The 25,023-nt window shown below is 64.1% G+C and carries 26 protein-coding genes and 1 pseudogene; 9 read left to right on the forward strand and 18 right to left on the reverse strand.

What is annotated here, in order from left to right; all coding sequences use genetic code 11:
* Nucleotides 1-13: 13 nt before the first annotated feature.
* Nucleotides 14-1,546, reverse strand: a complete 1,533-nt coding sequence (locus IG169_RS00820; RefSeq protein WP_193174246.1) for a YifB family Mg chelatase-like AAA ATPase — start codon at nt 1,544-1,546, stop codon at nt 14-16.
* Between the two features lie 246 nt (nt 1,547-1,792).
* On the opposite strand from IG169_RS00820, the gene IG169_RS00825 reads away from it, so the two are divergent.
* Nucleotides 1,793-2,935, forward strand: coding sequence for a hypothetical protein (locus tag IG169_RS00825; protein WP_193174247.1), 1,143 nt, complete (start codon nt 1,793-1,795; stop codon nt 2,933-2,935).
* A gap of 32 nt (nt 2,936-2,967) precedes the next feature.
* Here the strand turns inward: IG169_RS00825 and gshB are convergent, their stop codons facing one another.
* Genes gshB through rph form a run of 7 tightly spaced genes read right to left on the reverse strand, consistent with a single transcriptional unit; the run spans nt 2,968 to nt 8,206 of the window.
* Complete coding sequence (gene gshB / locus IG169_RS00830; protein WP_193174248.1) at nt 2,968-3,906, reverse strand: glutathione synthase; 939 nt, start codon at nt 3,904-3,906, stop codon at nt 2,968-2,970.
* A 58-nt stretch (nt 3,907-3,964) separates the two neighbouring features.
* The gene (locus IG169_RS00835) at nt 3,965-4,336 is read right to left on the reverse strand and encodes a YraN family protein (protein ID WP_193174249.1); all 372 of its coding nucleotides are present in this window, start codon (nt 4,334-4,336) and stop codon (nt 3,965-3,967) included.
* On the reverse strand, nt 4,326-5,240 hold the full coding sequence (gene rsmI / locus IG169_RS00840; RefSeq protein WP_193174250.1) for a 16S rRNA (cytidine(1402)-2'-O)-methyltransferase: 915 nt from the start codon (nt 5,238-5,240) through the stop codon (nt 4,326-4,328). Before rsmI ends, IG169_RS00835 begins: the two co-directional genes overlap by 11 nt.
* On the reverse strand, nt 5,237-6,439 hold the full coding sequence (gene hemW, locus IG169_RS00845; RefSeq protein WP_193174251.1) for a radical SAM family heme chaperone HemW: 1,203 nt from the start codon (nt 6,437-6,439) through the stop codon (nt 5,237-5,239). The genes rsmI and hemW overlap by 4 nt, the downstream gene beginning before the upstream one ends.
* The gene (rdgB, locus tag IG169_RS00850) at nt 6,417-7,067 is read right to left on the reverse strand and encodes an RdgB/HAM1 family non-canonical purine NTP pyrophosphatase (protein ID WP_193174252.1); all 651 of its coding nucleotides are present in this window, start codon (nt 7,065-7,067) and stop codon (nt 6,417-6,419) included. Before rdgB ends, hemW begins: the two co-directional genes overlap by 23 nt.
* The gene (locus IG169_RS00855) at nt 7,064-7,477 is read right to left on the reverse strand and encodes a VOC family protein (RefSeq protein WP_193174253.1); all 414 of its coding nucleotides are present in this window, start codon (nt 7,475-7,477) and stop codon (nt 7,064-7,066) included. The genes rdgB and IG169_RS00855 overlap by 4 nt, the downstream gene beginning before the upstream one ends.
* A gap of 6 nt (nt 7,478-7,483) precedes the next feature.
* Nucleotides 7,484-8,206 (reverse strand): ribonuclease PH, encoded by a 723-nt coding sequence (gene rph, locus IG169_RS00860; RefSeq protein WP_193174254.1) that lies wholly within the window; start codon nt 8,204-8,206, stop codon nt 7,484-7,486.
* Between the two features lie 124 nt (nt 8,207-8,330).
* Here rph and hrcA point away from each other — a divergent pair, with 124 nt between their 5' ends.
* The 3 genes from hrcA to IG169_RS00875 all read left to right on the forward strand — a co-directional run bounded on the left by hrcA (nt 8,331) and on the right by IG169_RS00875 (nt 10,898).
* Nucleotides 8,331-9,401 (forward strand): heat-inducible transcriptional repressor HrcA, encoded by a 1,071-nt coding sequence (gene hrcA / locus IG169_RS00865; protein ID WP_193174255.1) that lies wholly within the window; start codon nt 8,331-8,333, stop codon nt 9,399-9,401.
* 88 nt (nt 9,402-9,489) lie between these two features.
* Entirely contained in the window at nt 9,490-10,227 is a 738-nt protein-coding gene (gene grpE / locus IG169_RS00870; protein WP_193174256.1) for a nucleotide exchange factor GrpE, read from the forward strand.
* Between the two features lie 101 nt (nt 10,228-10,328).
* On the forward strand, nt 10,329-10,898 hold the full coding sequence (locus IG169_RS00875) for an outer membrane protein (protein WP_193174257.1): 570 nt from the start codon (nt 10,329-10,331) through the stop codon (nt 10,896-10,898).
* A 48-nt stretch (nt 10,899-10,946) separates the two neighbouring features.
* Here the strand turns inward: IG169_RS00875 and IG169_RS00880 are convergent, their stop codons facing one another.
* Nucleotides 10,947-11,945 carry an adenosine kinase gene (locus tag IG169_RS00880; RefSeq protein WP_193174258.1) on the reverse strand — a complete coding sequence of 333 codons (999 nt, stop codon included), beginning with the start codon at nt 11,943-11,945 and terminating at the stop codon, nt 10,947-10,949.
* Between the two features lie 116 nt (nt 11,946-12,061).
* On the opposite strand from IG169_RS00880, the gene IG169_RS00885 reads away from it, so the two are divergent.
* Nucleotides 12,062-12,808 carry a sulfate transporter family protein gene (locus IG169_RS00885; RefSeq protein ID WP_193174259.1) on the forward strand — a complete coding sequence of 249 codons (747 nt, stop codon included), beginning with the start codon at nt 12,062-12,064 and terminating at the stop codon, nt 12,806-12,808.
* A gap of 9 nt (nt 12,809-12,817) precedes the next feature.
* On the opposite strand, the gene nth is transcribed toward IG169_RS00885, so the two are convergent.
* A complete protein-coding gene (gene nth, locus IG169_RS00890; protein ID WP_246717044.1) occupies nt 12,818-13,606 on the reverse strand; it encodes an endonuclease III in 789 nt (262 codons plus the stop codon).
* A gap of 22 nt (nt 13,607-13,628) precedes the next feature.
* On the opposite strand from nth, the gene IG169_RS00895 reads away from it, so the two are divergent.
* Both IG169_RS00895 and IG169_RS00900 read left to right on the forward strand, forming a co-directional pair.
* Entirely contained in the window at nt 13,629-14,135 is a 507-nt protein-coding gene (locus tag IG169_RS00895) for a DUF2244 domain-containing protein (RefSeq protein ID WP_193174261.1), read from the forward strand.
* 72 nt (nt 14,136-14,207) lie between these two features.
* Nucleotides 14,208-15,095 carry a methylated-DNA--[protein]-cysteine S-methyltransferase gene (locus IG169_RS00900; protein WP_193174262.1) on the forward strand — a complete coding sequence of 296 codons (888 nt, stop codon included), beginning with the start codon at nt 14,208-14,210 and terminating at the stop codon, nt 15,093-15,095.
* 3 nt (nt 15,096-15,098) lie between these two features.
* Here the strand turns inward: IG169_RS00900 and IG169_RS00905 are convergent, their stop codons facing one another.
* From IG169_RS00905 to IG169_RS00935, 8 genes and pseudogenes are all read right to left on the reverse strand, one after another.
* Nucleotides 15,099-15,740: a LysE family transporter gene (locus IG169_RS00905; protein WP_193174263.1), complete on the reverse strand. Its 642-nt coding sequence runs from the start codon at nt 15,738-15,740 to the stop codon at nt 15,099-15,101.
* A 12-nt stretch (nt 15,741-15,752) separates the two neighbouring features.
* Nucleotides 15,753-16,394 (reverse strand): 2,3-bisphosphoglycerate-dependent phosphoglycerate mutase, encoded by a 642-nt coding sequence (locus IG169_RS00910; RefSeq protein ID WP_193174264.1) that lies wholly within the window; start codon nt 16,392-16,394, stop codon nt 15,753-15,755.
* Nucleotides 16,395-16,441: 47 nt separating this feature from the next.
* The gene (gene dapB, locus IG169_RS00915) at nt 16,442-17,257 is read right to left on the reverse strand and encodes a 4-hydroxy-tetrahydrodipicolinate reductase (protein WP_193174265.1); all 816 of its coding nucleotides are present in this window, start codon (nt 17,255-17,257) and stop codon (nt 16,442-16,444) included.
* A gap of 5 nt (nt 17,258-17,262) precedes the next feature.
* Nucleotides 17,263-19,131: an ABC transporter ATP-binding protein gene (locus tag IG169_RS00920; RefSeq protein WP_193174266.1), complete on the reverse strand. Its 1,869-nt coding sequence runs from the start codon at nt 19,129-19,131 to the stop codon at nt 17,263-17,265.
* Between the two features lie 100 nt (nt 19,132-19,231).
* On the reverse strand, nt 19,232-20,263 hold the full coding sequence (locus tag IG169_RS00925) for a glucokinase (RefSeq protein ID WP_193174267.1): 1,032 nt from the start codon (nt 20,261-20,263) through the stop codon (nt 19,232-19,234).
* Nucleotides 20,256-20,387 (reverse strand): annotated as a pseudogene (locus IG169_RS23930) (methylglyoxal synthase); the annotation flags it as partial. The pseudogene IG169_RS23930 and the gene IG169_RS00925, both read right to left, overlap by 8 nt.
* A gap of 72 nt (nt 20,388-20,459) precedes the next feature.
* Nucleotides 20,460-21,533 (reverse strand): penicillin-insensitive murein endopeptidase, encoded by a 1,074-nt coding sequence (gene mepA, locus IG169_RS00930; protein ID WP_246717045.1) that lies wholly within the window; start codon nt 21,531-21,533, stop codon nt 20,460-20,462.
* A 104-nt stretch (nt 21,534-21,637) separates the two neighbouring features.
* Complete coding sequence (locus IG169_RS00935) at nt 21,638-23,464, reverse strand: GtrA family protein (RefSeq protein WP_193174268.1); 1,827 nt, start codon at nt 23,462-23,464, stop codon at nt 21,638-21,640.
* Nucleotides 23,465-23,553: 89 nt separating this feature from the next.
* Between IG169_RS00935 and IG169_RS00940 the strand changes: the two genes are divergently transcribed.
* On the forward strand, nt 23,554-24,606 hold the full coding sequence (locus IG169_RS00940; RefSeq protein ID WP_246717046.1) for a glycosyltransferase: 1,053 nt from the start codon (nt 23,554-23,556) through the stop codon (nt 24,604-24,606).
* 2 nt (nt 24,607-24,608) lie between these two features.
* Complete coding sequence (locus IG169_RS00945) at nt 24,609-25,016, forward strand: GtrA family protein (RefSeq protein WP_210325802.1); 408 nt, start codon at nt 24,609-24,611, stop codon at nt 25,014-25,016.
* Nucleotides 25,017-25,023 lie beyond the last annotated feature (7 nt).

Here is a 25,023-nt window from a genome sequence, read left to right on the forward strand (position 1 = left end):
GATCCACAGCCAGTCACGCCGCCGACGCCAGCCGTTCTCCCGCGATACGATAGGAAATCGCCTCGGCGACGTGGATGCGGCCGGTCTGCGCCGCGCCATCGAGATCGGCGAGGGTGCGCGCGACCTTCATGATGCGGTGATAGGCGCGGGCGGAAAACTTCATCTGGTCGGCGGCGTTGCTGAGCAGTTCGAGCCCGCCGGCATCGACATCGGCGACCTGTTCGATCAAGGCCGTCGGGCAATGGGCGTTGGTGGTGACGCCCTTGATGCCGAGCGCCGCATAGCGTTCCGTCTGGATGAGGCGCGCGGCGGCGACGCGCCTGGCGACGGAGGCGCTCGTCTCACCGGGACGCGAGCGGATCAGGTCGCCCGGCATGACGGCCGGCACCTCGACACGCAGATCGATCCTGTCCATCAGCGGACCGGAGATACGCGCCTGATAGTCAGCCTGGCAGCGCGGACCGCGCGCACAGGTGTGGCCCGGCTCGCCGGCCATGCCGCAGCGGCACGGGTTCATCGCCGCGACCAGCTGGATACGCGCCGGATAGGAAACGCGGTGATTGGCGCGGGCGATGACGCATTCGCCGGTTTCCAGCGGCTGGCGCAGCGCATCGAGCGCCTGCGGGGTGAATTCCGGGAACTCGTCAAGAAAGAGCACGCCGTTATGGGCGAGCGATACCTCGCCCGGCTTCACGCGCAGGCCGCCGCCGACCATCGCCGCCATGGAGGCCGAGTGATGCGGCGCGCGGAAGGGCCGGCGGTCCGACAGCTTGCCGCCGGCAAGATGGCCGGCGACCGAGGCGATCATCGAGACGTCGAGCAGTTCGGCAGGCGAGAGCGGCGGCAGGATCGAGGGCAGGCGCTGCGCCAGCATGGACTTTCCCGAGCCGGGCGGGCCGACCATCAGAAGATTGTGCCCGCCGGCAGCGGCGACCTCGAGGGCGCGCTTGGCCGTCTCCTGACCCTTGATGTCGGAGAGATCGGGCAGGTTCGCGGGCAGTTCGCGGCGCGCCGGTTGCGGCCGCGACAACACCTGCGTGCCGCGGAAATGATTGGCGAGCGAGATCAGGCTGGCGGGCGCGATGATGTCGACCTCCTCGCCGGCCCAGGCGGCCTCGGGGCCGCAGTCGCGCGGGCAGATCAGGCCCTTGCCTTGCGCGTTGGCCGCGATCGCCGCGGGCAGGACGCCGGCAACCGGCGCAATGGTGCCGTCGAGCGAGAGTTCGCCGAGCACCGAATAGCCGGACAGCGCGTCGGCCGGCACGGCGCCGAGCGCCGCCATCAGGCCGAGCGCGATCGGCAGGTCAAAATGCGAGCCTTCCTTGGGCAGGTCGGCGGGCGCCAGATTGACGGTGACCTTCTTGGGCGGCATCGACAGGCCGGAAGCATGCAACGCCGACTGGACCCGCTCGCGGCTCTCGGCGACCGCCTTGTCGGGCAGGCCGACGATATGCATGTTCACCTTGCCGGGCGCGACCATGACCTGGACATCGACCGGCACGGCCTCGATGCCCTGGAACGATACTGTCGAAATGCGCGAAACCATGAGCCTGCCCCCGCTGGATGGGGCTATTAAGACTCAGAAAACGGAACAAGACAAGAACAAATTTGCAACCTTTGCACGCAACGCGTGATTCCGGGTTGTGCCCGGTTGCAGCCGTGGAACAAAAGGTTAAGGCGCGAGCGTCAGCGCTTCGCCTCGACCGCATCCCAGAACAAAGCGGCGATGTCTGTAATTATCGACAATTCAATCGATATCTATAAAAAGTACCTCTCGCTAAAAAGGGGTTAGATGATGAATGCTTCACGTCTTCGGGGCCTGCTTGACCACTTAATAGAGCTAAATTCGCGTCATCGGATCGCGAAATTATTATCGGCGGCTCACGGCCAACTCAGCAATCTCGCGGGTGAGCCGAGCAATGCATCTCATCAACAGGCATTGGTTGCATCAATTGTGAGTCTGGAAAATGCAGAAAGCGAAATGCTTTCCGAACTTACGCCCGCGCAGTTAGATTTCTTGGACGAACTGGATGGCCATACCTACTTCGATGGATCCATCGCTGATTTCATTCGAGAAATTTTATCTGAAAATCCCGCCACACCTTCAGTCGCGCGCGACAAATTAGGTGAGTTTCAGACTGAACGAAATACATACCTCGAAAACATCACGAAGTTACGCGACTCGATGGAGCAACTGGGCATTGTTTCCGAGCCGTTGGAAGAGGGTCAAGCTGAGGTTGGTTTCTTAATACCGAGAGAAGTTTTCGAAAGCGAATTGAACAAGCTAATCGCTGAGTTGCGGATTCTGCGAAGAATGGTCAGGGCGTTTTCTGAGGCCTCAACGGGTGGCGCAGAAGAGATCGAAGTCCGTAGCATCTCAACATCAGATCCGTTGTTTTTCTTTGGACTTGGCGTCCCCACTATAATTGCAATCGGAAAAGCGACCACATGGGCGCTGAGTACTTGGAAGCAGGTTGAAGAAATCCGAAAGATTCGCGCGGAAACAGAGCACGTAAATGCGCTGAAAGACGGAGAAGTGGCGAAAATCCTTGACGCAAAAATCACGGAAACAATTGAAGCGGAAGTTAAAAAAGAGGCTGATAGAATTGCGAAGGCTTCACCCACTGATGGAGCTCGTAAGAATGAGCAGCGAACTGACCTCGAGTGGACGCTCAAATCGCTTCTTGCCCACATTGAACGAGGTGTCACGATAGATATTCGCTTGGCGAAACCATCTATGGAAGTAAACGAGGAAGGTGAACCGAGGGAGCCGCCTGAAGCCTACCAAACACTTCAAAAGCTCACCACCGAACTTATTTTCCCACCTATTGGCGAAAGCGAACCGATCCTACAAATCCCGGCGCCGCCTGGTGATGACAACACAAGCAGCAGAAATGCATCAACGCGAAGAAGGCGCCCTACCGCAAAGGAATAGGCCACCGGGCGATTAGTTAAGCGCCATTTTTTTTAGCGCTTCGCCTCCACCGCGTCCCAGAACAAAGCGGCGATGTCGGCGCCGCCGAAGTTCTTCACCTCACGGATGCCGGTGGGAGACGTGACGTTGATTTCCGTCATCAATCCGCCGATGACGTCGATGCCGACCAGGATGAACCCGCGTTCGCGCAATGACGGGCCGATGCGCTCGCAGATCTCCAGCTCGCGCGCGGTCATCTCGGTCGCCAGCGCCTTGCCGCCGACATGCATGTTGGAGCGGGCGTCGTTCTCGTCGGGGACACGGTTGATGGCGCCGACGGGCTTGCCGTCGATCAGGATAATGCGCTTGTCGCCGCCGCGCACGTCGTCGAGATAGCGCTGGACGATGATCGGCTCGCGCGTCAACTGGCCGAACATCTCCATCAGCGAGGTCAGGTTGCGGTCGCCGTCGCGCAGGTGGAACACGCCGGCCCCGCCATTGCCGTAGATCGGCTTGAGGATGATGTCGCCGAACTCGCGGCGGAAATCCCAGATCTCCTCGATGTCCTTGGTGATCATCGTTTCCGGCATCAGGTCGGCGAACTCGGTGACGAAGATCTTCTCCGGCGAATTGCGCACCCAGGCCGGATCGTTGACGACCAGCGTCTTCGGGTGGATGCGCTCGAGCAGATGCGTCGTGGTGATGTAGTTCATGTCGAAGGGCGGATCCTGGCGCAGCAGCACCACGTCCATTTCCGACAGGTCGGTACGCGCCGCGGCGCCGAGGGCGTAATGATCGCCCTGCACGTCGCGCACGGTCAGCGGTTCGATGCGGGCACTGACGGCGCCGTTGCGCATGGTCAGGCGATCCGGCGTGTAATGGAAAAGTTCGTGGCCGCGCGCCTGCGCCTCCAGACACATGGCGAAGGTCGAATCGCCGGCAATCCGGACAGTTGAGATATGGTCCATCTGGACGGCGACCTTGAGAGCCATGATTTCGTTCCCGTTGAAAACCGACCGCTTAAGTGGCGGGTTCGGAGCGGAAAATCAATCAGGGATAAATCGCGATGACGTGAACCGGCCAGCGGCGGGGCAATACTGCGACCAGATCGAAGCGCATGGACAGGCGGGCATGGTCCGGCTGGCGCGACAGCCAGATGTCCGCGGCAGCCTCGATGCGGCGCAGCGCCGCCGGGGTGACGGCGTCCATCGCCTGCGTGAGCGTCGGGCGCGCCTTGACCTCGACAATGGCGACGAGATCGCCGCGCCGGGCGATCAGGTCGATCTCGCCGGCAGGGGTCTTGAAACGGCGGGCGAGGATGCGGAAACCCTTGAGGCGGAGCGCCCAGGCGGCAAGGATCTCGCCGCGATGGCCGAGGCCATAGGCGGCGCGGCGCTTTTGTTTCGCCGGCTCACGGCTCATTGCTCGTCTTGCCATCGCCGCCCTTCAGCTCCAGCAGGCGGGCATAGAGATCGGCCTTGGACAGGCCGGTCGAGCCGGCCGCCTCGCGGGCGGCGCGGGAAACCGGCATGGTTTCGAGCAGGTCGCGCAACAGCGCGTCAACGCGTTCCGGCGTCCATTCGGCATGGTCGTCCGGCGCGGGCGCGATCAGCAGAACGATCTCTCCCTTGATCGTTTCGGATGCGAACTGATCCATGACCTCCAATGACGGACCGGTCCGGATCGTCTCGAAACGCTTGGTCAGTTCGCGCGCGACCGTGACCATGCGTTCCGGGCCGAAGACGTCGGCAATGGCGGCGAGCGCGGCTTTCAGGCGGGCGGGCGATTCGAAAGCGATCAGCGTCGAGGGGACATGCGCCAATTCGGCAAGGCGGGCGCGGCGCGCGGCGTCCCTGGCCGGCAGGAAGCCGATGAAGCGAAAGTCGTCGCTCGGCATGCCGGAAGCGGCGAGCGCGGCAAGCGGCGCCGAGGCGCCGGGGATCGGGATGACTCGGAGTCCTTCCTCGCGCGCGGTCCTGACGAGACGGAAGCCGGGATCGGAGACGAGCGGCGTGCCGGCGTCGGAAACGAGCGCCACCGTCTTGCCTTCCTTCAAGGCAGCGATCAGCCTCGGGCCAGCGCTGTCTGCATTATGCTCGTGATATGCGACCGGCCTGGCGCGGATGCCGTAGCGGTCGAGCAGGCGGCGGGTGATACGGGTGTCCTCGCAGGCGAGCACGTCGCAGGCGGCAAGCGTCTCCAGCGCGCGGATGGTGATGTCACCCAGATTGCCGATCGGCGTGGCGACGATATAGAGGCCGGGCTCAAGCGGCGGCGCGGTCAGCTGATGACCGCCGATCAGGAAAGTACGGTCGTCCGCGCTCATGCCGCCAACTCCGCGACAAGCGCGTTGAGGACAAGGCGGCCGCTTTGCGTCGCGCGGATGCGGCTGTTGGCAACCGGTTCGACCAGCTTCTCCTCCTGCAGCATGGCGAGGCGGGCGGGATCGAAGCTGCGGCCCGACAGCGCCTCGTAGCGCGCCACATCGATGCCCTCGACAAGCCGCAGGCCCATCAGCAGCATCTCGTCGCCCTGCGCTTCAGCGTCCAGGCTTTCCTCCTCGACAATGCCATGGCCGGTTTCGGTGACTTTTTCGGCCCATGTCTCCGGAACGCGCTCGGCGATGGTGACGCGTTTCTTGCCGTCCTCGACGCAGAAACGGCCATGTGCGCCGGGGCCGGTTCCGACATAGTCGCCATAGCGCCAATAGGTGAGGTTGTGGCGCGATTCCGCGCCAGGGACGGCATGGTTGGAGATTTCGTAAGCCGGCAAACCGAGCTCAGCGGTCACGGTATTGGTGAGTTCGTAGAGATCGGCGGCGCGATCCGCATCGGGAATGCCAATCTTTCCGGCCTCGAACAGCGCCTTGAACGGCGTGCCGTCCTCGATGGTCAACTGGTAGAGCGAGAGATGGTCGGCGGCATGGCCGATCGCCGCGCGCAATTCGGCCTCCCATGCCTCGAGCGTCTGGCCGGGGCGGACATAGATCAGGTCGAAGGAGAGGCGCGGGAAGGTGTCGCGCGCCATGGCGATGGCTTTTAAAGCCTCCTCGGTATTGTGCAGCCGGCCAAGGAATTTCAAGTCGGCATCGTTCAGCGCCTGGACGCCGAGCGACAGGCGGTTGACGCCGGCGGCGCGATAGCCGGCAAAACGTACTGCATCGGCGGAAGACGGGTTGGCCTCCATCGTGATCTCGATGCCGGCGGGCAAGGTCCAGAGCCCGTCCGCCGTCTCCAGCAGGGCGCCCACGGTTTCCGGCCGCATCAGCGACGGCGTGCCGCCGCCGATGAAGACGCTCGTCACGTCACGCGGACCGGTCCAGCCGCGCATGGTTTCCATCTCGCGGCGAAAGGCCTCGACGAAGCGGGCCTGATCGACCGGCTGATGGCGGACATGGGAGTTGAAGTCGCAATAGGGGCACTTGGCCGCGCAGAACGGCCAGTGGATATAGACGCCGAAACCCGGCGACCCGTCGTCGCCGTTTACACGGGATGTCTTCGCCCTATGCAACGCCGAGGCATTCATGGGCGAATGTCCGGAAAGCGCGGGCGCGGTGCGACAGTGCCTGCGCGTCGCCCGGCTTCCAGCCGTGTTTCTGTTCGGCGGTCATCTCGCCGAAGGTGATGTCGTAGCCGTCCGGTTTGAAGACCGGATCATAGCCGAAACCGAGCGTGCCGCGCGGCGGCCAGACCAGCGCGCCCTCGACCTCACCGCGGAAAAATTCGACGTGTCCGTCCGGGAAAGCGAGGCACAATACCGAGACGAAGCGGGCGGTGCGGTTCTTCGGATCGGACGCGCCCTTTTCGGCCAGCTTCTCCTCGACATTGCGCATCGCCATCGCGAAATCGCGGCTGCCGTCCGGCAGTTCAGCCCAGTCGGCGGTGTAGACGCCGGGCTGGCCGTCAAGCGCGTCGACACAGATGCCGCTGTCGTCGGAGAGCGCGGGAAGGCCGGTCGCCTGCATGGCGGCCACGGCCTTGGTCTTCGCGTTTTCCTCGAAGGTGGTACCGTGCTCGGGCGGCTCGGCAAGGCCGAGTTCGCCGGCCGAGGTGACCTCGAAGCCGAAGGGTCCGATCAGATCGCGCATCTCGCGCAGTTTGCCGGCATTGTGCGTGGCGAGCACAAGTTTTCCCGGTTCGAGCTTGCGTGTCATTCCAGTCCCCAGAGTTTCGGCTCGGCGATTTCGAGGCTGTTGCCGTCGGGATCGCGGAAATAGATCGATCGGGCGCCGTTCGGCCAGCGGAAATCGGCCTCGATTGCGACGCCCTTGTCCTCAAGCTGCCGCCGCCATTCGGTCATGTATTCGGCACCGACCCTGAAACAGACATGGCCGGGGCCGGTGGCGCCGTGGGGCGGCACCGGCATGGCGGGATTTCCGGGCGGTTTGGATGTCTCCCCGGCCACGAACAGCAAGAGCATGCCCCGGCCACAGCGGAAGAAGACATGCCGTCCCTCGACCTGCACCACCCGTTCCAGTCCGAGCACGCCGGCATAGAAGCGCTCCGCAATGTCCAGATCGGCGACGTAGAGTGCCGTTTCAAGGACGCCTTCCGGATGCAACATGGCCGTTCAGGCCCCGACGGCCTGTTTCTGCAGTTCGACGATCTGGGCGATGGCCGCATGCGCCTGGTCGAACAGGGCGTTGAACTCGTCGCGGCTGAACGGAGCGCCCTCACCCGTACCCTGGATTTCGACGATGCCGCCGGAACCGGTCATAACGAAATTGGCGTCGGTCTCGGCCTGCGAATCCTCGGCGTAGTCGAGGTCGGTGACCGGCGTGCCCTGATAGACGCCGCAAGAAACCGCGGCGACGTGATCCTTGAGAACGCGGGTCTTGGAGGCCATCTGGCGCTGGTGCATCCAGTCGAGGCAGTCGTGCAGCGCGATCCAGCCGCCGGTGATCGAAGCGGTGCGGGTGCCGCCATCGGCCTGGATGACGTCGCAGTCGATGGTGATCTGGCGCTCGCCGAGCGCCTCAAGATCGACGACGGCGCGCATGGAGCGGCCGATCAGGCGCTGGATTTCCAGCGTGCGGCCGCCCTGCTTGCCGGCGGACGCCTCGCGGCGCATGCGGTCGCCGGTCGAACGCGGCAACATGCCGTATTCGGCGGTCACCCAGCCGCGGCCGGAATTACGCATCCAGCCGGGCACGCGCTCCTCGAGACTGGCCGTGCAAAGCACATGCGTATCGCCGAACTTGACGAGGCAGGACCCCTCGGCATGTTTCGAGACACCGCGCTCGAAAGATATGGTACGCATCTGGTCGGGCATGCGTCCGGACGGTCTTGCCATGGATAAACCTCGCTTAATCGAATTTCGGTTCTTCTAGGCCGCTATGGAAGCCGGCGGCAATATGTTTGTTTGCAGGCAAGCACATTATATATGATTAGAAGAAACCAGGTTTCGGCCGACGACAATGCTGTCCAGTAACGAAATAAACTCCGAACTCGACGAACGGTCGCGCGATATCTTCCGGCTGATCGTCGACAGCTATCTGCAGGAAGGCGAGCCGCTGGGTTCGCGGACCCTGTCGAAAAAGCTGCCGATGTCGCTCTCGCCCGCCTCTGTGCGCAACGTGATGAGCGATCTGGAAGCGCTCGGGCTGATTTATTCGCCGCATGTCTCGGCCGGGCGGCTGCCGACCGAGCAGGGGCTGCGCTTCTTCGTCGACGCCTTCATGGACACCGGCGAAGTCAGCGACAACGAACGCGAACTGATCGAATCACAGATCCAGCGCGACAACGCGCCGAAATCGGTCGAGAAGCTCCTGACCGACGCCAGCCAGATGCTGTCCGGGCTGTCGCGCGGCGCGGGCCTCGTCCTGACCTCCAAGCGCGAGGGCATCCTCAAGCATATCGAGTTCATCCGGCTGGAGGAAAAGAAGGCGCTCGCAGTGCTGGTATGGGAATCCGGCGAGGTGGAAAACCGCGTCATCGACCTGCCGGCCGGCACCACGGCGTCGCAGCTGTCGCAGGCGGCCAACTATCTGAACCATTACGGCCGAGACCGCAGCCTCAACGAGGCGCGCCGAGTGATCGAGGAGCGGCAGACGGCGCTGAAATCCGAGGTCGACGCGGTCAGCGCCGACCTGATTGCGCGCGGGCTCGCGGTGTGGTCGGGCAGCGAAGAGGGCCAGCCGGCGCAACTGATCGTACGCGGCCGCTCCAACCTGCTCGAGGACGTGCAGGACAAGGAGCAGATCGAACGGCTGAAACTGTTGTTCGACGAGCTGGAGCGCAAGGACGAGATCATCCGCATGCTCGACCTGACCGAGACCGGTTCGGGCGTGAAGATCTTCATCGGCTCCGAAAACCGGCTGTTTTCGCTGTCGGGGTCGTCGCTGGTCGTCGCGCCATATCGCGACTCCAGCCGCAACGTGGTCGGCGCGATCGGCATCATCGGGCCAACGCGGCTCAATTATGCGCGTATCGTGCCCGTGGTAGACTATACGGCACAGCTGATCGGCAAACTGATGGAGAGGGGTTAGGCGAATCCACGCCCTGCCCTTGATTTTTAACGATCAAACCTCGATATCGCCGTCAAACGATTTCCCATACGAATATGGATGACATGAGATGGCTGACGAAAAAAAGACGGCTGAAGACATCGCGCGCACAACCACCAACCCCAGGGACCGGGATGCGCTGAAGCGCGCCGCCGACGAAATCCTGAAGAAGGGTGGAAAGGCAAGCGCCGGCGAGAAATCCGCCTGGGCGAATGGCGACCAGCAATATTCAAGCGACGACGAGGCCACCGCGGACGAAGAAGCGCTGGTGATCGAGAAGGAGATCGTCGATCTCCAGTCGGAAAACACCGACATGAAGGACCGGCTGCTGCGGCTCGCCGCCGACATGGAGAACCTGCGCCGGCGCACGGAACGCGAGGTCAAGGACGCACGGGCGTTCGCGATCTCCAATTTCGCCCGCGACATGCTCGGCGTCGCCGACAATCTGCGCCGGGCGCTCGACCACGTGACGGAAGAGCAGCGCGCCGCCGCCGACGAGACGTTGAAGACCCTGCTGGAAGGCGTCGAACTGACCGAACGCTCCATGCACTCGACCATGGAACGCCACGGCGTCCGGAAACTCGAGCCGGACGGCCAGAAATTCGATCCGAACTTCCACCAGGCGATGTTCGAAGTGCCCAATCCCGAGGTGCCGAACAACACGGTCGTCCAGGTCGTGCAGGCCGGTTACCAGATCGGCGACCGCGTGCTGCGTCCGGCAATGGTCGGCGTCGCAAAGGGCGGCCCGAAGCAGACCGCCGAGGCCGAGCCCGGCGCGCCCACTCCGGAATCCGAAAAGGACGCCTGACACGTTTTCCGCCGGTGCGCGCTGTGTGCGAATGCACAGCGGCGCGGCCGCCGATCCGGAAGAATGGCTGCATGAACTGGCACCATCTTCCGGAGCAGGACATGACCAGGATTATCCGACTTCTCGCAGCCGCCGCAGTATTTATGGGCATGGGTTTCACGGCCCAGGCGGCAGACAACGACTATATCAGCGCCGCGCCGCCGGTTTACAGCTGGCAAGGCTTCTATGCCGGCGTACAGCTCGGCGGCGGCAATTTCCACGTCTCCAACGGCAACAGCGACACCGCCGCGGTCGGCGGCGTGCATGCCGGATATCTGTGGCAGAACGGACAGTTCGTCTTCGGTCCCGAATTCGATGTCGACGCAGCCGGCTGGACGATCGGATCGACACATATGGACGCCGTCGCGCATGCCAAGTTCCGGGCGGGTATCGCGATCGACCGCGCGCTTTTCACCGGCACGATCGGATACGGCCACGCCTGGGCGTCGAATGGAAGTTCGAAAGGAGATGACGGCGGCCTCGTTGCCGGCGCGGGCATCGATTTCGCGGCAACCGACCGCGTCATCGTCGGCGCGGACTACCTCTATCACCATATCGATGCGTTCAATCCCGGCACCGTCGATACCGATTCCCACACGGTGCGGGCACGGTTGAGCTTCAAGTTCAACTGAGCGGGCGATCTGAAGGAAGAAAGGGCCGGAAATCCGGCCCTTTTCGTGTCAGCCCTTCAACCGGCCGGCGTCGATCGCCGCCTGGCGCAACGAGACCTGCGGGCGCGGGCCGATCTGCTGGATGACGATGGACGCGGCGATCGAGCCCAGATGGGCGCAGTCCTCCAGCGAGCGGCCTGCCGTATAGCCGAACAGGAAGCCCGCGGCATAGAGATCGCCGGCACCGGTGGAATCGACCAGTTCGTTGATCTCGTGCGCCGATACGCTGGCGGTTTCGTTGCCGCGCATGGCGACCGAGCCCTTTTCCGAGCGGGTCACGATGGCAAGCTTGCAATCCTCGCGCATCGCCGCGATGGCGGTCTCGAAATCCGCCGTCTGGTAGAGCGATTTCGCCTCGTCCTCGTTGGCGAAGACGATATCGACCGTGCCGGAACGCATCAGGTCGAGGAACTCGTCGCGATAGCGGTCGACGCAGAACGGGTCGGACAGCGTCATCGACATCTCGCGGCCATTGGCATGGGCAATCTCAGACGCTTTTCGAATCGCGTCCTTGGCGCGCGGCGGATCCCACAGATAGCCCTCGAAGAAGGTGACCTTGGAGCCGGCGACCTTGTCTTCCTCGATGTCCTCGGGGCCGAGTTCGACGCAGGCGCCGAGATAGGTGTTCATCGAGCGCTCGCCGTCCGGCGTCACGAAGATCATCGAGCGCGCGGTGGGCGGAAAACCGTTCAGCGGACGGGTGTCGAAAGCGACGCCCTGGGCGCGGATATCGTGGCGATAGATACCGCCGAGATGATCCTCGCAGACCTTGCCGAAATAGGCGGCGCGCGCGCCGAAGCTGGCGACGCCCGCGGCCGTGTTGCCGGCGCTGCCGCCCGAGGCTTCCACCGCCGGGCCCATGCGATCGTAGAGCAGTTCGGCGCGCTCGGCGTCGATCAGGTTCATTGCACCCTTGATGATGTCGTTTTCGTGCAGAAAATCGTCTTCGGCACGCGCGATGATGTCGACAATGGCGTTGCCGATGCAAAGGACGTCAAATTCGGACATGGGTTCCCCGGAAGTTTCGTTCTTTCGGCGTTTAGCCTCTCAGAACCCGCTTGAGAAGGCCGGGCGATGAAAAGACGCATCTTGCGAATCGGCGCAGGCATCGCCATCTCCTTCGCATGATCTTTTCCTCCGCGACGAAAGCACTGCGCTCGCTGGCCGATCCGGGCATGCGTGGCGTGTTCTGGAAAACGCTCGGGCTGACCATTCTGGCGCTGGTTGCGGCATGGTTCGCGATTTCCTCGGGCTTTACCCATCTGGCGCTGCCGTGGGTGGAAAACCTGTTCCAGTTCGATTTCAAGCTGCCGCAATGGACCGGCTGGATCTCGTTTTTCGCCCTCGTCGCGGCCGGCGCGGGACTGGCGGCGGCGCTTGCCTTCCTGCTCGGCCCGGTCAGCGCGCTGATCGCCGGCATCTTTCTCGACGACGCGGCCGACAGCCTCGAAAAGTCGGAATATCCGGACGATCCTCCCGGAAAAGCGATGCCGATCGCCGAAGGCATCTGGCTTGCGGCCAAGTTCACGGGCGTCGTCATCCTCGGCAATATCGTGGCGCTGATCCTGCTGCTCGTTCCGGGGATCAACCTCGTCGCCTTCTTCGTCGTCAACGGCTACCTGCTGGGGCGCGAATTCTTCGAATTCGCCGCACTGCGGTTTGCCGGTGAAGAGCATGTGCGCATGCTGCGCTCGAAATATGCCGGTACGATCTTCGGCGCGGGGCTGGTGATCGCGGCGTTCCTCGCCGTGCCTCTCCTCAACATCCTGACGCCGCTCTTCGGCGCGGCGCTGATGGTGCATCTGCACAAGGCGATCCAGGCGCGTGAAGCGTCACGTACAAGGGCCTATTCGCAACGCCAGCCGGCCTGACCTGTTTTCCTAGCCAATCACCTGCTGCGGCAGCTCGACCAGCGGCGCAGGAATATCGGTGGTCTTTTCCTTCGACTTGCAGATATCGGCGATGACGCAGGCCTCGCATTCGGGCTTGCGCGCCTTGCAGCAATAACGCCCGTGCAGGATCAGCCAGTGGTGGGCGTGGAAGAGATACTCGTCCGGGATCACCCGCATCAGCGTCGCCTCGACCTCGTCCGGCGTCTTGCCCGGCGCGAGGCCGATGCGGTTGGCGATGCGGAAGATATGGGTGTCGACGGCCATGGTCGGGATGCCGAAGGCCATCGACATGACCACATTGGCGGTCTTGCGGCCGACGCCCGGCAGCGTGACCAGTTCCTCGCGGGTACGCGGCACTTCGCCGCCGAACTCGTCGACCAGTTTCTGCGACAGGGCGATCACGTTCTTCGCCTTGTTGCGCCAGAGCCCGATGGTGCGGATATGGTCTCCGAGCTTCGTCTCGCCGAGCGCCAGCATTTTCTGCGGCGTGTCGGCGATCTTGAAGAGTTCCCTCGTCGCCTTGTTGACGCCGGCATCGGTCGCCTGCGCCGACAACGCGACGGCGACGACGAGCGTGAACGGATTGACATGGGCCAGTTCGCCCTTCGGCTCGGGCCGCTGCACCGAAAAACGGCGGAAGATCTCGTGGATTTCGTCTTTTGTGTATTTCGTGCGCGCCGGCCGGCGCTTGCGCGGTTTCGGCCTGGCTTCCGACTTGGCTCCCGGCCCGGCTTTTCCGGCCGCCCCTGCGGCAATTTTGGACTTTGGCTTTTGCATCCGTCCCCTATAATGACCCGTCATGACCGACACAACGCATGAACATGGCGCCGACGAGGACCACGCGGAACGACCCCTGTTTTCCGCGCTGCTGACACCGCACCGCTCGCTTTCCAGGAACGGATTCACGATCCTGATGATCATGGCGGGCGGCGTGCTGTTCGTGCAGGCGCTCTTCTTCTTCGTCACGGGCGCGTGGCCGATCGCCACCTTCTGCGGCCTCGACCTCGTCGCGCTCTATGTCGCCTTCAAGCTTAATTACCGAGCGGCGCGGGCGCATGAGGAAGTGCGCGTTTCGCGTTCGGAGCTCTTGATCCGCAAGATCAACCCGGCCGGACGGGCGACCGATCACCGCTACAACCCGTTCTGGGCCCGGTTCCAGGTCGACCGGCACAAGGAAATCGGCATCACCGCGATGCGGGTGACCGGCGAGGGGCGCACGACGCCGATCGGTTCGTTCCTCAATCCGGACGACCGCGAAAGCTTCGCGGACGCGTTCAGCCACGCGCTGGCGGCCGCACGCCGATAGATCCGCACGGCAAGAATCGGGTGGCAGGGCCGTCATCTTCGTGATGGAGTCCGCTAGCAAGAGGATTTCGCCATGAATGCCATGACACAGCCGCAAACCGTCCTGACCGACGAAATCACCGCCGGCGCCGACTACGAGATCGTGCGCCGAGTGATCGAGGATATCTCCGAGAATTATCGCGACCAGCCGTCGCTGGAAGAGCTGGCGGCTTCCGTCGGGATGGAGCCGACGGCGCTGCAGAAACTGTTCACCCGCTGGGCCGGGCTGTCGCCGAAGGGTTTTTTGCAGGCGGTCACGCTCGATCATGCGCGCCGGCTGCTCGCCAGCGACCTGCCGCTACTCGACACGGCCTACGAAGTGGGCCTGTCCGGACCGGGCCGACTGCACGATCTGTTCGTGACGCATGAGGCAATGTCGCCCGGCGAATACAAGACGAAAGGCGCCGGCCTGACGCTGCGCTACGGCTTCCATGTCTGCCCGTTCGGGCTGGCGCTGGTGATGGTGACCGAACGCGGACTTGCGGGTCTCGCCTTTTGCGATCCGGGCGGCGAGCGCGCCGCTCTGGAAGACATGACGGGCCGCTGGCCGAATGCGTCCTATATCGAGGACATGAGCGCGACCGTGCCTTATGCGGCGCGGATCTTCGACCCGGCCAACTGGCGCGCCGACAAGCCGCTGCGCGTGGTGCTCATCGGCACGGATTTCCAGGTGTCGGTGTGGAACGCGCTCCTGAAGATCCCGATGGGCAAGGCGCTCGCCTATTCCGATATCGCGACAAGGATCGGCAGGCCGGACGCGCCGCGCGCCGTCGGCGCGGCGGTCGGGGCCAATCCGATCTCCTTCGTGGTGCCGTGCCACCGCGCGGTCGGAAAATCCGGCGCGCTGACCGGCTATCACTGGGGCCTGACGCGCAAGCGGGCCATCCTCGGCTGGGAAGCCGGGCAGCTCTGCACGGACTGAATCCTAGCTCGCGATCAGGCGAATGCCCGCATATCCGAAGACGGCGGCGAGCGCGCCCTCTATGTAGCGGCGCAATTTCAGGTACTGGCGCATCATCACCCGGCTCGCGAAAATCACCGCATAGCCCTGAAAGACGACGATGCCCAGCAGGAAGCAGCCCGCCAGCGTAAACACAAGCGCCGCGCCGTTGCCGCCATCGGACTGCGTGATGCCGACAATGGCGATCCAGGCGAGGATCGCCTTCGGATTGGTCAGGTGCAAGAGCGCGCCACGCCTATAATACTGCACAAGCGTCGCGGTCGGGGCCGCCGGGAGATCGCCGGAGCCGGCCGTCAGCATCGACCGCAAGGACTTCAACGCGAGCCACAGGAGATAGAGCCCGCCAGCAACCTTCAGGACGACGAGGCCGATGGCGAAAGCCCGGAGCCATGCCGACAGCCCTATGGCGGCAAGAAGCGCCCATGTCATGGAGCCGGTCAGCACGCCGGCAGCGAACATCATCCCCGCCTTCCGGCCAGCCGCCATCGAGGTCGCCATGATGCCGAGAACCGCAGGCCCCGGGCTCGCTGTGGCGACGACGAACGCCGTGAAGACCAGCGCCATGTGCGGCCAGTGCACGTGCAGCTGGGTTAGCAAGCCGTCCACCCTGGCCTGTCCTCAGTGCGCGCCGGACATGTCGCCGAGGATTTCCTTGGATGCGACGGTAGAATCGGGATTGAGCTTGTAGACCATCGGCACGCCGGTCGCGAGATTGAGCCTGGTGATCTCGTCGGAAGTCATGCGGTCGAGGATCATGACGAGGGCGCGCAGCGAGTTGCCGTGGGCGGCGACGAGCACCTTTTCGCCGCGCAGCACGCGCGGCAGGATTTCCATCATGTAATAGGGCCAGACGCGGGCGCCGGTATCCTTCAGGCTCTCGCCGTCGTCGCCGGGCGGCGGCACGTCGTAGGACCGGCGCCAGACATGGACCTGGTCCTCGCCCCATTTGGCGCGGGCATCGTCCTTGTTGAGGCCGGCGAGATCGCCGTAATTGCGCTCGTTGAGCGCCTGGTCGTGGATCGTCTCCAGGTCCGGCTGGCCGATGATGTCGAGAATGATCTGGCAGGTCTTCTCGGCACGCTTGAGGACCGAGGTGAAGGCAATGTCGAACTTGATGCCGTAATCCTTCAGCGCCTTCGCGCCCTCTTCCGCCTCCTCGATGCCGAGCTCGGTGAGACCGGGGTCGCGCCAGCCGGTGAAGAGATTGAGCTTGTTCCACTCGCTTTGGCCGTGGCGGACCAGAACCATTGTACCGGACATGAACGGGTTCCTCTTTGTCGGTCTTTCTTGTCGGTCTTGCGTCGTTGTTACCGGGCGAGGCCCAGCACGTCATACATGGAATAGAGGCCGGGTTCGCGGCCCTTTGCCCAGAGCGCGGCCTTGACCGCGCCGCGCGCGAAAATCATCCGGTCCTCGGCATGGTGGGAGAGCGTGACGCGCTCGCCCGGCCCCGCCAGAATGACGGAATGGTCGCCGACGACGGAGCCGCCGCGCAGGGTGGCGAAACCGATCGAGCCCGTCTGGCGGGCGCCGGTGTGGCCGTCGCGCACGCGCACGGCGTTCTTTTCGAGATCGATGCCGCGCCCCTTCGCGGCCGCGGCGCCGAGCATAAGCGCGGTGCCCGACGGCGCGTCGACCTTGTGGCGGTGATGCATTTCGAGGACTTCGAGATCCCAGTCGGCGGCTTCGAGCGCCCGCGCGGCTTCCTCGACCAGCACCGAGAGCAGGATGACGCCCATGCTCATGTTGCCGGACTTGACGATGGCCGTCTTTTTCGCGGCCTCGGCGATGACGGCATCGTCGTCCGCCGACATGCCGGTGGTGCCGATGACGTGGACGATGCCATTGTCGGCAGCATGGCCGGCGGTCACCACAGTCGCCGCCGGGGCGGTGAAGTCGAGGATCGCGTCGGCGGCGCCGAAGGCTTCGTCCATGCTGGCCGTCACCGTCACGCCGTTGGGCTCAAGGCCTGCAAGAACGCCGCAATCGGCGCCGATCTGCGGCGATCCCTCGCGTTCGAGTCCGCCGGCAAGTTCGGCGCCGTCGGTTTCCGCGATGGCGCGGACGAGATTGCGGCCCATGCGGCCGCCTGCGCCGACAATGGCGATGCGCATCGTATCCATCGGTTCTATCCTGTCTTGCGACGGCGCCGGCTGTTGTCCTTCGGTTCGGCCGGTGCAGCGTCTTCTTCCGGTTTAGCGGCCGGATTTTCAAGCAAATCCGGCGCGCGCTCGCCCTGGAGTGCGTAGAAGCGGGCATAAATCCCGCCCTTCTTGCGGATCAGCGAGGAATGGATTCCGGTTTCGACGACGCGTCCGGCCTCCATGACGATGATCTTGTCGGCGTCGACCACGGTGGACAGGCGGTGGGCGATGACGATCGTCGTGCGGCCCTTCATGACCCGGTCGAGCGCATCCTGGACGAGCTTTTCGGAATCGTTGTCGAGCGCCGATGTCGCCTCGTCGAGGAGCAGGATCGGCGCGTTGCGCACGATCGCGCGGGCGATCGACAGGCGCTGGCGCTGGCCGCCGGAAAGCGTGACACCGTTCTCGCCGACCGGCGTGTCGTAGCCCTGCGGCTGGGCGAGGACGAAGTCCTCGGCATTGGCGAGGCGCGCGGCCTCCTCGGTTTCGGCGTCGGTCGCGTCCGGACGGCCATAGCGGATGTTGTCGCGGATCGATCCCTCGAAGAGGTAGGGCTGCTGCGAAACATAGGCGATGGCGCCGCGCAGCGACGCCTTGGTCACCTGGCCGATGTCCTGCCCGTCGATGGCGATCATCCCGCCCGCCGGATCGTAGAAGCGCTGCAGAAGCCCGATCACGGTCGACTTGCCGGCGCCCGACGCCCCGACGATCGCCGTCGTCTTGCCGGGCTCGGCGACAAAGGACAGTTCGTGCAAAACCGGATTGCCTTCGTGATAGGCGAAATCGACGCGGTCGAATTCAATCCGGCCAGCCGAGACTTCCAGCTTTGACGCGCCGGGGACGTCACTCTGACGGACATCCATATCGAGCAGTTCATAGATCATGCGCGCATTGACCATGGCGCGCTCGAGGTTCACCTGCAGGCGCGCAAGCCGCTTGGCCGGTTCGTAGGCCAGCATCAGCGCGGTAATGAAAGAGAGAACCGAGCCCGGCGGCTGGTCAGCGTTGATGGCGCGAACACCGCCATAGGCAATGACGCCGGCAATGGCGAGGCCGGCCAGAATGTCGGAGAGCGGCGTGACGCGTTCGGAAATACTTGCCAGCTTGTCGGCGCGTTCATGCGCCCGGTCGATCAGCCCGCCGATGCGCGACGACAACTGGTTTTCCATGGTGAAGGCCTTCACCACGGTGATGCCTTGCGCGACTTCCTGCATGGTCCCGATGACATGCGAATTGAGCAGGACCGTTTCGTGCACGACACCGCGGATACGGCGCGAAACATAGACGACGGACAGGATCAGCGGCGGCGCGATCAGAAGCGCGATCAGCGACAGGAGCCAGTCCTGCGACACCATGACGCCGACAAGACCGACAAGCGACACGAGGTCGCGCGCGACCGAGGTGACCGTGACCGACAGGATATCGCGAATGCCGCCGATGTTCTGGTTGATGCGCGCGGCGAGCGCACCGGAACGGGCATCGGAGAAAAAATTGACGCCGAGATCGAGCAGTTTGGCGAAAACGCGTTTCTGGTAGCGGGCGACGATGTCGTTGCCGATACGCTGAAGCAGGATCGCCTGCATGTAGCTGGCAAGACCGCGGATCAGAAAGGCGGCAAAGACGGCACCGCAGATCAGCCAGATCAGGTCCTCGCGGCGGCGGTAGAAGATCTCGTTGATCACGTCGCGCATGATCCAGGCCGAAAACGCCGTCGTTCCCGCCACCAGAAGGAGGCAGAGGATCGTGAACGCGTAGGTCCATCGATATTCGCGACCGTTCTCGGCGATGACCCGCTTGAGCAGCGGAAAGGCATTCTCCGCCGTCACCAAAACGTTTCTCTGTTTTCCGCTCAACGGCTTTTCCGTATCGTGCTGTCTTGAAAACCGCGCGACCTATACATGACGCATTTGCGAAATGATACCGGTGATGTGCGCGTTCCGGTCAGTGTTGCCTTCAGTCTTCCTGCCACCAGCGGCCGGCCACATCAACGCCAAACCGCCCCGGCATGCGGGCAAAAGCCGACAAGCCCTCGAGCGGCGCCTGATCGTGCATGATCACGTAAACCGGCGTCTGCTCCAGAAGGTTGCGGTGCGGCTCCTTGTTGTCGAAGGCGGCGCGGAACCGTTGCTCGTCCAGAACCGGCAAGATCTTCTGGGTGATGCCGCCGGTGAGATAGATGCCGCCCCGCGCCATGAAGACCAGCGCCATGTCGCCGGCGACGCGCGCGAGATACTCGATGAACAGCTGGACCGCCTCGACGGCGACGGTGTCGCTACCGTCGAAGGACGCAGAGGTGATGTCTTCCGGCTTCGACAACAGGGCCGGCCGGCCGTCGGCCTTGGCGATCGCCTGATACAGATTGACCATGCCGCGCCCGCACAGGATCTGTTCGCCGGAAACCCGGCCGCCGATCGTTTCGAGATGCGGAAAGATCGCATAGTCGCGTTCGGTGCGCGGGCCGAGATCGACATGGCCGCCCTCGCCGGCAACCGGAATCCAGGTGTTGGCGCCGTGGACGATGCCGGCGACGCCCAGTCCGGTTCCCGGGCCGATGACAACGCGATTGGCGGATGTCACCCGGGTACCACCGCCGATGGGCTTGAGATATTCGGCATCGAGGGCGACGACGGCAAGCGCCTGGGCCTCGTAATCATTCATCACCAGGACATCGCTGAAACCAAGATCCGAAATCAGCCGTTTCGGCCGGACGATCCAGTCGCAATTTGTCAGGTCGATCTCGTCGCCGTCGATCGGACCGGCGACGGCGAGCACTGCCGAGCGCGGCATGATCGAAGTCTTGTCGAGCACGACCTGCTGGATCGCCGCATCCAGCGTTGCAAAATCGGCGGTCTTGATGGAGGGGAAGCGCTTCGGCTCGGCATTGGAATCGACAACGATCGCAAACCGCGCATTGGTGCCGCCGATATCAGCGATCAGAACGGGAAACGGCATTCTCACCTCTGTTTCCGAATGACCGTCAGGCATGGGCCTCTCCTTCCTCCAGCGCCGGCAAGGACGCAAGCAGCAATCCGGTTGACTTCCGGTTTAACGCGAGTGCGATGTCATAAACAATGGCCAGCCGCGTCAACGCCTTCACGTCAGCGTCATGCGCGCTTAAATCGTTTGAACCGGCATAATCCAAATGCCGGACGGATAAAAGACCGAAATCGGCGGCGACCGCCTAATTCGGCCGCTTGGCCGGGATCGGAGGGATCACCGGCAATCGCGACGCCGCCATCCGCGACAGGGCCGGAACAGGCACCGCCGTGGCGCGCGCCATTTCGGGATCGTATCCGGCGGTCAGTGTCACCAGCGACGCATCGGCGGGCGCCGGCGCTTCGAGCACGGCGGCGCAGGCTTTGGGCAGGTCGTTCAGCGTCACGACATGGGGCTTGGCGGGCTTCTTGCCGGATTTCGGTTTCTTCGGCGCCCACGGCTCGGAGGTGAACCACCAGGCGAGGCTCTTGCCGCAGCCATTGCCCGAACCGGTCGATTGCTGCGGCTTGCAGCCCGGCGAGCCGTCCTGGCAAAAAAGGCGGACGTGGAAGTGGTAGTAGTGGCCCCAATAGGGCCGCAGCTTGTTCATCCAGTAATCGTTGGCGTGCGACGCGCCGTAGGTGTCGCACATCGCCTTCTTGATGCCCGGATGGACGAAGATGCGCTGGACCTCCGGATAGGAGGCGGCGCGGGCGAGCAGTTTGCCGCGTGCCGGGGACCATTTCTTCGGATCGACGTAGAGCGAATTCTTCTTCAGCATCGAGACCGCCGACATGTTGGCGCGCTCGGCGACGGAAAGCCGGCGGTTCGGCATCGGCGTCAGCCAGATATCGGCGTCGAGGCCGATCTGGTGCGAGGCGTGGCCGGACAGCATCGGTCCGCCGCGCGGCTGCGAAATATCGCCGATCAGGAGCCCCGGCCAGCCGTCCTGCACTGCCTCGCGCGACAATTTCTGCAACAGCGAGATCAGTTTCGGATGGCCCCAGCGGCGATTGCGTTCAAGCCGCATGACCTGCCAGGTCGGCCCGTCGACGGGCATGGCGACCGCGCCGGCGACGCAGCCCTTGGAATAAAAGCCATAGGAGGCGGGCGCCGATACCGTCGGCAGGGAGGCGCGCCCGAAGAGTTGCTTGGCTGCCTGCTGGGCCGCGGCGCCACCGCACCCGGCGGTAACTGCCGCCGTGGCGACGACGAGGGCGGAAACCGCCTTGCGCAGGGAGACGCCGGAAAATCCGGCTGGAATTCCAAGGTTCATCATCAAGCTGCCTTCTTGCGCCGATCGCCCGAGATAGTGGTCCCGACCGTAAACTGATTTGCGGACCGCACCAAGACCCGGGCATCCGGCCATGCCGCCCGCATTGCTCACCGCCGGACCCGGTAAAGCACCAGTGGCTCGCCGAGCGTCGACTTGACCGGCTCCAGCCAGTCCGGAATCTGTCCGCTGCGCAGGGACGCCTGGAAACCGTGTGGCGCGGCGCGGATGAAATCCTTGCCGTCCGCCGCATTGACGCAGTCGGCGACGATCGTGACGCCCTTGTCATGCAGCATGGCGCGCGCGGTTTCCGGCGCCGCCAGCATGGTGTCGATGAGAAAGAGATTGCCCGCCATGTTGCGATGATAGGGCCCGGCGATGGCGCGATGATGCGTGTAAAGCAGGATGCTTGCGCCGATGTCGGTCGCACCGAGAACAACGCCATCGGGTTCGGCGGCGAGCGGCGCGTAGAGATCCGGCGTATAGCAATAATCGCGCGCCGAGGCGGTGGCGGCCTGCTCCTGCAGCGTCGGCGCGGCGGAAAACAGCTGCGCGGCCTGCGCGCCGCCGATCCACCAGACGAGATTAATCGACACCAGCCATGCGCCGGCCAGGCGCAGGGTGTCGCCGGCCGAGCGTTTCGCCGGCATCGCGGCGCGCATCCGGCCTATCCAGAAGCCGAGCGGCAGAACGGCGAAGGCGGCGGCAAAGGTAAAGCCGCGCTGCTGCCAGGCCGTGACCGCGATGCCCATCGCGAGGAAGGCGGCGAACACGACCGCCTGGCCGCGCGGCAGGGGGCGGCCGGCCGCCATCGCGACGAGCGACAGCACAAACGCGCAAACGGCCATACCGTAAAGGCCGAAGATCGCGAAGGGGTCGCTTGCCCACAGATCGGCCAGTGACCGGGTCTCGACGACGCCTTCCAGCCAGAAGGTCTTCAGGCGCGGATCGAGCGAGGCAAGCGGGTTGTCGAGGCAATGGGGGAAGAACAGCGCGACGACCGCGAGAAAGCCCGCCACCAGGACCGCAATGCCCGCGGCGCGCAACGCCGGACCGCGCGGCAGGAAGGTCACCGCGGCAAGGCCGAGCCCGCCGGTCATGCCGGTGACGAGGTGGAAAGAGGAATAGGCGTCGCAGGCACTTGCCGCCCAGTTGCGCGGCGCGACGGTGGCCAGGAAAATGCCGGCGGCGGAGACGGCTACAGTTGCACCGAACGCACGCGCCTGAACCGGCGTCACGGATCCGGCGACGTAACCGAGCGAGACGACGGCGCCCGCTGTGGCGACGTAGGGCAGGACCTCCATGCCAATCGCCAGCATGGCGACCGCGACAAGGCCGGCGGCCGCATAGGAGGCGACGGGGCGGCTGCCTGGCAGGAGCAGCGCCAACAACCACAACGACAACGACACCTGGATGTTGTGATGGTCGAGCGCGCCAGGCGCGAAGACACCGATCGTCCAGATCGCGACGGCGCCGATCACCGCGACCGGGAGCCGGTGGGCCGTATTGCCGGTGCGCGCGCAAGCCGTCATCAGGGCCATGAGGGCGACAAACACCGTCGTGGCGGGCCAGAGGATCTTTGCCGCCGCCTCGCCGAATGCGGCGTCGCCGGTGATCCAGGTCGCGACCGCGACGATCGCCGCGATCGGCGCGTCGACGAGACGCGACCAGTGCATCAGCGTGCCGCCGTCGAGGCCGAGCCGGTACTGGGTCAGGTCGAACCAGCTCTGGCCGGCGAGAAGATCGCGCACCTCGACGAGGCGAACGAGATCGTCGGAATTCGGAATGCCGGTGCCGGCGGAGCCGCGCAGGCCCATCATGGTGACGAACAGGGTTCCGAGAAGCGCCAGCAACAGCGCCCTGGCCGGACCGCGACTGCCGTCACGCGCGCCGACACGGCGCGCAACGGTCTCACGAGGCTCGGAAAATACGGTCATCGGCAGGAAATCCGCGGCTGAAAGGTCCCGCTAAACCTAAACTTAACCGGATCAAGAAAAGGTAAAGCAAACCACATCGAGGCCGATCCATGCCCGCACCCATGCCCTTCGACGCGCTCGATATCGCCGTCATCCTGCCCTGCTACAACGAGGGGATGACCATCGGCGATGTCGTCAAACGGTTTCGCGCCACGCTTCCGACGGCGCGGGTTTTTGTGTTCGACAACAACTCCAACGACAACACCGCGATCATGGCGCGGCTTGCGGGGGCGACCGTGGTGCGGGAGCGGCGGCAGGGCAAGGGCCATGTCGTGCGCCGGATGTTTTCCGACATCGAGGCCGATCTCTACATCATGGCCGACGGCGACGGCACCTATGCGCCGGAAGACGCGCCGCAGCTCGTCGCCACGCTGCTCAGCGAACGCGTCGACATGGTGGTCGGCATTCGCGCCGGCGTGAAGGACGATGCGGGCCGCGCCGGGCACGCCTTCGGGAACCGCGTCTTCAACGGCCTCTACCAGTATATTTTCGGGCGCGATTTCACCGACATCCTGTCCGGCTACCGCGTCTTCACGCGGCGCTTCGTGAAAAGCTTCCCGGCGATCTCGCACGGTTTCGAGATCGAGACGGAAATGTCGGTACATGCCGGCCAGCTCAAGCTGCCGGTCGCCGAGGTCGAACTCGATTACGGCCGCCGGCCGGAAGGATCCGACTCGAAGCTGTCGACATTCCGCGACGGGCTGAGGATCCTGTTCATGTTCGCGCGGCTGATGAAGGAAACCCAGCCCTTCCGCTTCTTCTCGATCATCGCCGGGGTGCTGTTTGCGGCAAGCGTGTTCTTCATGGTGCCGCCGGTCTACGAATATTTGACGACCGGACTGGTCGAGCGGGTGCCGACCTGGATCGGCGCGATCGGGCTCCTGATGCTGTCGATGCTGATGATGGTGACGGGACTGGTGCTGGATTCCGTGGCCGCCGGCCGCGTCGAACAGATGCGCATGGCCTATCTCAACCAGCCGCCGCATGACGGCGAAGCGCGCATGACGGCGGGCCGGAAAAACCATCGACGCGGCACGAATGCGGGTGTATCCAGCGCGAAAAGAAAACCGGGAAAGCGGGCGGAAGAGACCGCCGCGGGCTGACAATGCGCGACATCGTTTCGAAACGCCTGATCATGCGGCTCGCGAGCTTCGCGGTCGCAGGAGGAACCGGTTTCATCGTCGATGCCTCCGTCCTGATGCTGTTGATGAAATTCACGCCGCTGGGGCCGTTCACGGCGCGCATCTTCGCCATCGCGGCGGCGATGTGCACGACGTGGACGATCAACCGCACATTCACCTTCGGCAAGAGCGGCCGCCACGTCGTCAAGGAAGGCGCGCGCTACGGCTTCGTGGCGATCATCGGCGCGTGCCTCAACTACGCGATCTATTCCGGGCTTCTTCTGGCCGCGCCGGGGGTGATCACGCCGCTGATGGCGCTGGTGATCGCGGTCGCCATCGTCACGGTCTTTTCCTATCTCGGCTATTCGCGCTTCGTCTTCAAACGTGCGTGAGGGACTC

Origin of the sequence: Oricola nitratireducens (genome assembly GCF_014904745.1) — a bacterium.
In the GTDB taxonomy this organism is placed as follows: domain Bacteria; phylum Pseudomonadota; class Alphaproteobacteria; order Rhizobiales; family Rhizobiaceae; genus Oricola; species Oricola nitratireducens.

Bases quoted from the DNA above. Each gene is read 5' to 3' on its own strand.
- IG169_RS00820 (WP_193174246.1), bottom strand. From the start codon at position 1,546: ATGGTTTCGCGCATTTCGACAGTATCGTTCCAGGGCATCGAGGCCGTG.
- IG169_RS00825 (WP_193174247.1), top strand. From the start codon at position 1,793: ATGATGAATGCTTCACGTCTTCGGGGCCTGCTTGACCACTTAATAGAG.
- gshB (WP_193174248.1), bottom strand. From the start codon at position 3,906: ATGGCTCTCAAGGTCGCCGTCCAGATGGACCATATCTCAACTGTCCGG.
- IG169_RS00835 (WP_193174249.1), bottom strand. From the start codon at position 4,336: ATGAGCCGTGAGCCGGCGAAACAAAAGCGCCGCGCCGCCTATGGCCTC.
- rsmI (WP_193174250.1), bottom strand. From the start codon at position 5,240: ATGAGCGCGGACGACCGTACTTTCCTGATCGGCGGTCATCAGCTGACC.
- hemW (WP_193174251.1), bottom strand. From the start codon at position 6,439: ATGAATGCCTCGGCGTTGCATAGGGCGAAGACATCCCGTGTAAACGGC.
- rdgB (WP_193174252.1), bottom strand. From the start codon at position 7,067: ATGACACGCAAGCTCGAACCGGGAAAACTTGTGCTCGCCACGCACAAT.
- IG169_RS00855 (WP_193174253.1), bottom strand. From the start codon at position 7,477: ATGTTGCATCCGGAAGGCGTCCTTGAAACGGCACTCTACGTCGCCGAT.
- rph (WP_193174254.1), bottom strand. From the start codon at position 8,206: ATGGCAAGACCGTCCGGACGCATGCCCGACCAGATGCGTACCATATCT.
- hrcA (WP_193174255.1), top strand. From the start codon at position 8,331: ATGCTGTCCAGTAACGAAATAAACTCCGAACTCGACGAACGGTCGCGC.
- grpE (WP_193174256.1), top strand. From the start codon at position 9,490: ATGGCTGACGAAAAAAAGACGGCTGAAGACATCGCGCGCACAACCACC.
- IG169_RS00875 (WP_193174257.1), top strand. From the start codon at position 10,329: ATGACCAGGATTATCCGACTTCTCGCAGCCGCCGCAGTATTTATGGGC.
- IG169_RS00880 (WP_193174258.1), bottom strand. From the start codon at position 11,945: ATGTCCGAATTTGACGTCCTTTGCATCGGCAACGCCATTGTCGACATC.
- IG169_RS00885 (WP_193174259.1), top strand. From the start codon at position 12,062: ATGATCTTTTCCTCCGCGACGAAAGCACTGCGCTCGCTGGCCGATCCG.
- nth (WP_246717044.1), bottom strand. From the start codon at position 13,606: ATGCAAAAGCCAAAGTCCAAAATTGCCGCAGGGGCGGCCGGAAAAGCC.
- IG169_RS00895 (WP_193174261.1), top strand. From the start codon at position 13,629: ATGACCGACACAACGCATGAACATGGCGCCGACGAGGACCACGCGGAA.
- IG169_RS00900 (WP_193174262.1), top strand. From the start codon at position 14,208: ATGAATGCCATGACACAGCCGCAAACCGTCCTGACCGACGAAATCACC.
- IG169_RS00910 (WP_193174264.1), bottom strand. From the start codon at position 16,394: ATGTCCGGTACAATGGTTCTGGTCCGCCACGGCCAAAGCGAGTGGAAC.
- dapB (WP_193174265.1), bottom strand. From the start codon at position 17,257: ATGGATACGATGCGCATCGCCATTGTCGGCGCAGGCGGCCGCATGGGC.
- IG169_RS00925 (WP_193174267.1), bottom strand. From the start codon at position 20,263: ATGCCTGACGGTCATTCGGAAACAGAGGTGAGAATGCCGTTTCCCGTT.
- mepA (WP_246717045.1), bottom strand. From the start codon at position 21,533: ATGATGAACCTTGGAATTCCAGCCGGATTTTCCGGCGTCTCCCTGCGC.
- IG169_RS00935 (WP_193174268.1), bottom strand. From the start codon at position 23,464: ATGACCGTATTTTCCGAGCCTCGTGAGACCGTTGCGCGCCGTGTCGGC.
- IG169_RS00940 (WP_246717046.1), top strand. From the start codon at position 23,554: ATGCCCGCACCCATGCCCTTCGACGCGCTCGATATCGCCGTCATCCTG.
- IG169_RS00945 (WP_210325802.1), top strand. From the start codon at position 24,609: ATGCGCGACATCGTTTCGAAACGCCTGATCATGCGGCTCGCGAGCTTC.